Below are 3,780 nucleotides of genomic sequence, written 5' to 3' on the forward strand. Positions count from 1 at the left end.
GCCGCCCGCCGCGGAGCCGCCCGGGAGGCCGCCCGCGGCCCGGAGTCGAACCGGATGCCCGCCGTCCTGCCCGCACTCGGCCTGCCGGTGCTCGGCGCGCTCGCCGACGAACTGCTCACCCCCGGCCTCGGCCCGGTGTACGCCGGGTGCGCCGTCCTGGGAGCGGTCCTGGCCGCCCTGGTGAGCAGCCGGGCCGGCTGGTGGTGGGTGGTCAGCGGCGCGCCCGTGGTGACCCTGGCCACCGCCTGCGGCGCCGACTACCTGGCCCGCGGCGACGAGTACCACGGCGCCGGACTGGGCACCGAGGGCCTCAAGCTGGTCAGCGCCCAGTTCCCGTGGATGCTCGCCGCCCTCGCCGCCGCCCTGCTGGCCGTCGGCCTGCGCAAACTCCGCGCCCGGAGGTCCCGCCGTGACTGAACGCCGCACCCCGCGCCGGGTCGTCCGCCGCCGCCCCGCCCCCGGGGTGATCGCCGGACGCGCCCTCGCCTGCGGCCTCTCGCTGACCGTCCTGGGCATCAGCGGCTTCGCCTGGTACACCACCGAGCAGCTCAACGGCGTCAACCGCTCGCACGCCCTCGACCAGGCCAAGAAGAACGCGCCCCCGCACCTCGACTCCTCCGTCAACATCCTGCTGATCGGCCTGGACAGCCGGAAGGACATGGACGGCAACGACCTCCCCAAGGAGTTCGTCCAGGACGAACTGCACGCGGGCTCCAGCGAGATCGGCGGGTACAACACCAACTCGCTGATCCTGCTGCACATCCCGCCCAGCGGGAGGGCCCAGGCGGTGTCCGTCCCGCGCGACGACTGGGTGCAGACGTACAACGCGGACGGCACCGAGGGCAAGATGCACAAGGTCAAGGAGGCGTACGGCTACGCCAAGGACGCCGCCGAGGAGAAGCTCCGCGCCAAGGGCCTCAAGGGCGCCGAACTGGAGCAGCAGAGCCGCGAGGCCGGGCGCTCCGCCACCATCCAGACCGTGCAGAAGCTCCTCGACGTCCCGATCGACCACTTCGCCGAGGTCAACCTGATCGGCTTCTACGACATCGCCAAGGCGCTCGAACCGATCCCGGTCTGCCTCAACAAGGCCGTCGACGACCCGATCGTCTCCCGGGTCACCGACAGCAAGGGCAACGTGATCAAGCCCGGCGGCGGCACCGGCCTGAAACTCCCGGCCGGCGTCAGCCAGTTGAACGCCGCCGACGCGCTGTCCTTCGTCCGGCAGCGGCACAACCTCACCAACGGCGACCTCGACCGCACCCACCGGCAGCAGGCGTTCATCGCCTCCGTCGAGTACAAGCTCAAGCAGCAGGGCGTGATCGGCGACCTCGGCAAGATGCAGGACCTGCTGAACGTGGTCAAGAAGGACGTGGTGATAGACGACCAGTGGCAGATCCTCGACTTCGCCCAGCAGGCACCCAACCTGACCGGCGGCAACGTCGAGTTCAACACCCTGCCGATCGACAAGTTCGCCACCATCGGCGGCCAGGAGGTCAACCAGGTCGACCCGGTCAAGCTCCGCCGGATCGTCAAGCAGCTGTTCGGCCAGCCGCTCGACGCCGACCCGGCCCCCGCCGGTACGACCGGACCCAGCCCCAGTCCCAGCCCCAGCGAGGCGCCCGCCGCCGACGCCACCGTCGACGTGCTCAACGGCTCGTCGGTGACCGGCGCCGCCGGGGACGAGTCCAAGGCCCTGACCGCCCTCGGCTACCGGGCCGGGAAGACCGGCACCGCCGACACCCACCCCAAGGCCACCACCGTCAAGTACGGCACCGGCGCCCAGGACGCCGCCCGGCAGATCGCCGCCCGCTACGGGGCCACCGCCACCGCCTCCACCGCGATCGCCCCCGGCCACGTCCAGGTCCTGCTCGGCACCGGCTACACCCCCGCCGACACCCCCGACGCCGACGGCGGCACCGGCCAGCCAGCGCCCACCGCCACCCTGCAGATGCAGGGCCCGCCGGTGAAGGCCGGCGGCGTCCCCTGCGTCGACTGAACCGGGCCCGCGACCGTCCTCCGCACCGGCTCCCGTCCCCGCCGCCGGACCCCGCCCGCTACCAGGGCGTGGCGGCCTTCACCAGCAGCAGCAGCGCGACCGCCGCGTTCAGCGCCGAGACCGCCGAGACCGCCGTCCCCGCCGCCGCCACCATCGCGGCCAGCCCCGCCGGAGAAGCCGGCGGCGGCCAGGACTCGCCCAGCGCCGGACTCAGCAGCGCAGTCACCCGGCGCGGCACCGGACCCGGCGACGCGAACGCGGCGAAGGACGGGGCCGGACCACTGCCCCGGGTCACCAGCGCCGCCCGGGCCACCGCCCGCGCCGTCAACCGCCGGTCGCCCACCGAACCCGCCGCCTCCTCGTCCGCCCAGCGTTCCGTCGCGTACCCCACCGCCTTCTGCAGCGGCCGCAGGAACGGGTTCACGCAACTCGCCAACTGCGCCGCCAGCAGGAAGCGGTGGTGCTGGTTCGCCAGGTGCGAACGCTCGTGCGCCAGCAGCGCCCGCTGCTCGTCCGCGTCCAGGCTGTCCATCATCGCCGTCGACACCACCACCCGCCCCGGCACGCCCGGCACCGCATACGCGTACGGCTCCGGGTCCGGCAGCACCGCCAGGTCCGAATCCAGCGGCATCGGCGCCAGCACCCGCTGCGCCCGGGCCCGGATCCGCAGGTGCCGGCGCAGCGAACGCGAACACGCCGTCAGCACCGTCACCAGACCCACCACCGCCGTCGTGCCCACCGCCTCGTGGAACGGCACCGCCGTCCGGATCTCCGGGTCCGACCAGCTGTCCGGCAGCGGGTTGCCCGGGATCTGCGCGGTGCCCACCACGAACAGCAGACCCAGCGCCAGCGTGCTGCACACCGCCATCGTCACGCCGATCCAGGACAGCAGCCGCACCGCGTTGCGCGGATGCAAGTGGTGCTCGGCCAGCCGCGCGATCGGCAGCGAGGTCAACGGCAGCACCAGCGGGAGGAAGACGAAGAAGCCCATCGCTCAGCGCCCGTCGTTCCGGCCCCCGGCACCGGGGGATGGCTCCGCCGCGTTCAGCAGCGCCCGCAGCACCTGCTCGTCCTCCGGCGTCAGCGCCGTCACGAACGAGGCCAGCACCGCGTCCCGGTCCGGCTCGGTGTCCAGCAGCCGCCGCATCCGGCGGGCCGTCAGCCCCGCCGCGTCCGCCGCCGCCGACCACACGTACGCCCGGCCCGCCCGGCTGCGCACCACCGCCTGCTTGGCCAGCAGCCGCGACAGGATCGTCATCACCGTGGTGTACGCCAACTCGCCGCCCAACTGCTCCTGCACCCAGGACGCCGTCACCGGCCCCGGCGCCCGGTGCAGCACCGACAGCACCTCGGTCGCCAACTCGCCCTGCCCGCGCCGCCGGGGACGCCCGCCCTCGCCGCCCTCGCCGTGCCCCGGGTCGACACCCGCCAACTCCATGGGAGACTCCCTCCGGCACGGCCGCCCCGCGCCCGACTCGGACAGTTCGACCCTCATCCTAGGCCCTGCCCCCGGACCTCCCCGCTGGTCGCGGGCCTCCCCGCGCCCCCGGCGGGGAGGCGGGGACCAGCAGCCGTTCGACGGCGTCGGTGGGCCGCTCCCTCACCCGTTAGGGTGTGCCGAACCATCCGCAAGATCAGATACCGCCCCGTGGAGAGCACGTGTCGCACCGCCGCGCCCGCGAATCGTCCGGACGCCGTCCCCAGGGCCGCCGCGCCGCCCTGCTCTCCGCCGCCGCCGTCCTGGTGATCGGCGCCGGCGCCGCCGCCCTCGCCGCCGGCGGCGG

The 3,780-nt window shown here is 74.2% G+C and carries 4 protein-coding genes; 2 read left to right on the forward strand and 2 right to left on the reverse strand.

All coding sequences use genetic code 11. From position 1 onward, the window contains the following. Positions 1-417, forward strand: a 417-nt coding sequence (locus ACWEO5_RS38145; RefSeq protein ID WP_452166658.1) for a DUF6542 domain-containing protein, incomplete at its 5' end; no start/stop codon positions are given. Then, on the forward strand, positions 410-1,996 hold the full coding sequence (locus ACWEO5_RS38150) for an LCP family protein (RefSeq protein WP_452166659.1): 1,587 nt from the start codon (positions 410-412) through the stop codon (positions 1,994-1,996). The genes ACWEO5_RS38145 and ACWEO5_RS38150, both read left to right, overlap by 8 nt. Before the next feature lie 58 nt (positions 1,997-2,054). Here ACWEO5_RS38150 and ACWEO5_RS38155 read toward each other — a convergent pair whose 3' ends face one another. Next, a complete protein-coding gene (locus ACWEO5_RS38155; protein WP_452166660.1) occupies positions 2,055-2,987 on the reverse strand; it encodes a M56 family metallopeptidase in 933 nt (310 codons plus the stop codon). Between the two features lie 3 nt (positions 2,988-2,990). Then, positions 2,991-3,434, reverse strand: a complete 444-nt coding sequence (locus ACWEO5_RS38160) for a BlaI/MecI/CopY family transcriptional regulator (protein ID WP_344552415.1) — start codon at positions 3,432-3,434, stop codon at positions 2,991-2,993. Positions 3,435-3,780 lie beyond the last annotated feature (346 nt).

It is taken from the genome of Kitasatospora sp. NPDC004272, assembly GCF_053603035.1.

Coding starts and splice junctions, on each gene's coding strand:
- ACWEO5_RS38155 (WP_452166660.1), bottom strand. CDS start 2,987: ATGGGCTTCTTCGTCTTCCTCCCGCTGGTGCTGCCGTTGACCTCGCTG.
- ACWEO5_RS38160 (WP_344552415.1), bottom strand. CDS start 3,434: ATGGAGTTGGCGGGTGTCGACCCGGGGCACGGCGAGGGCGGCGAGGGC.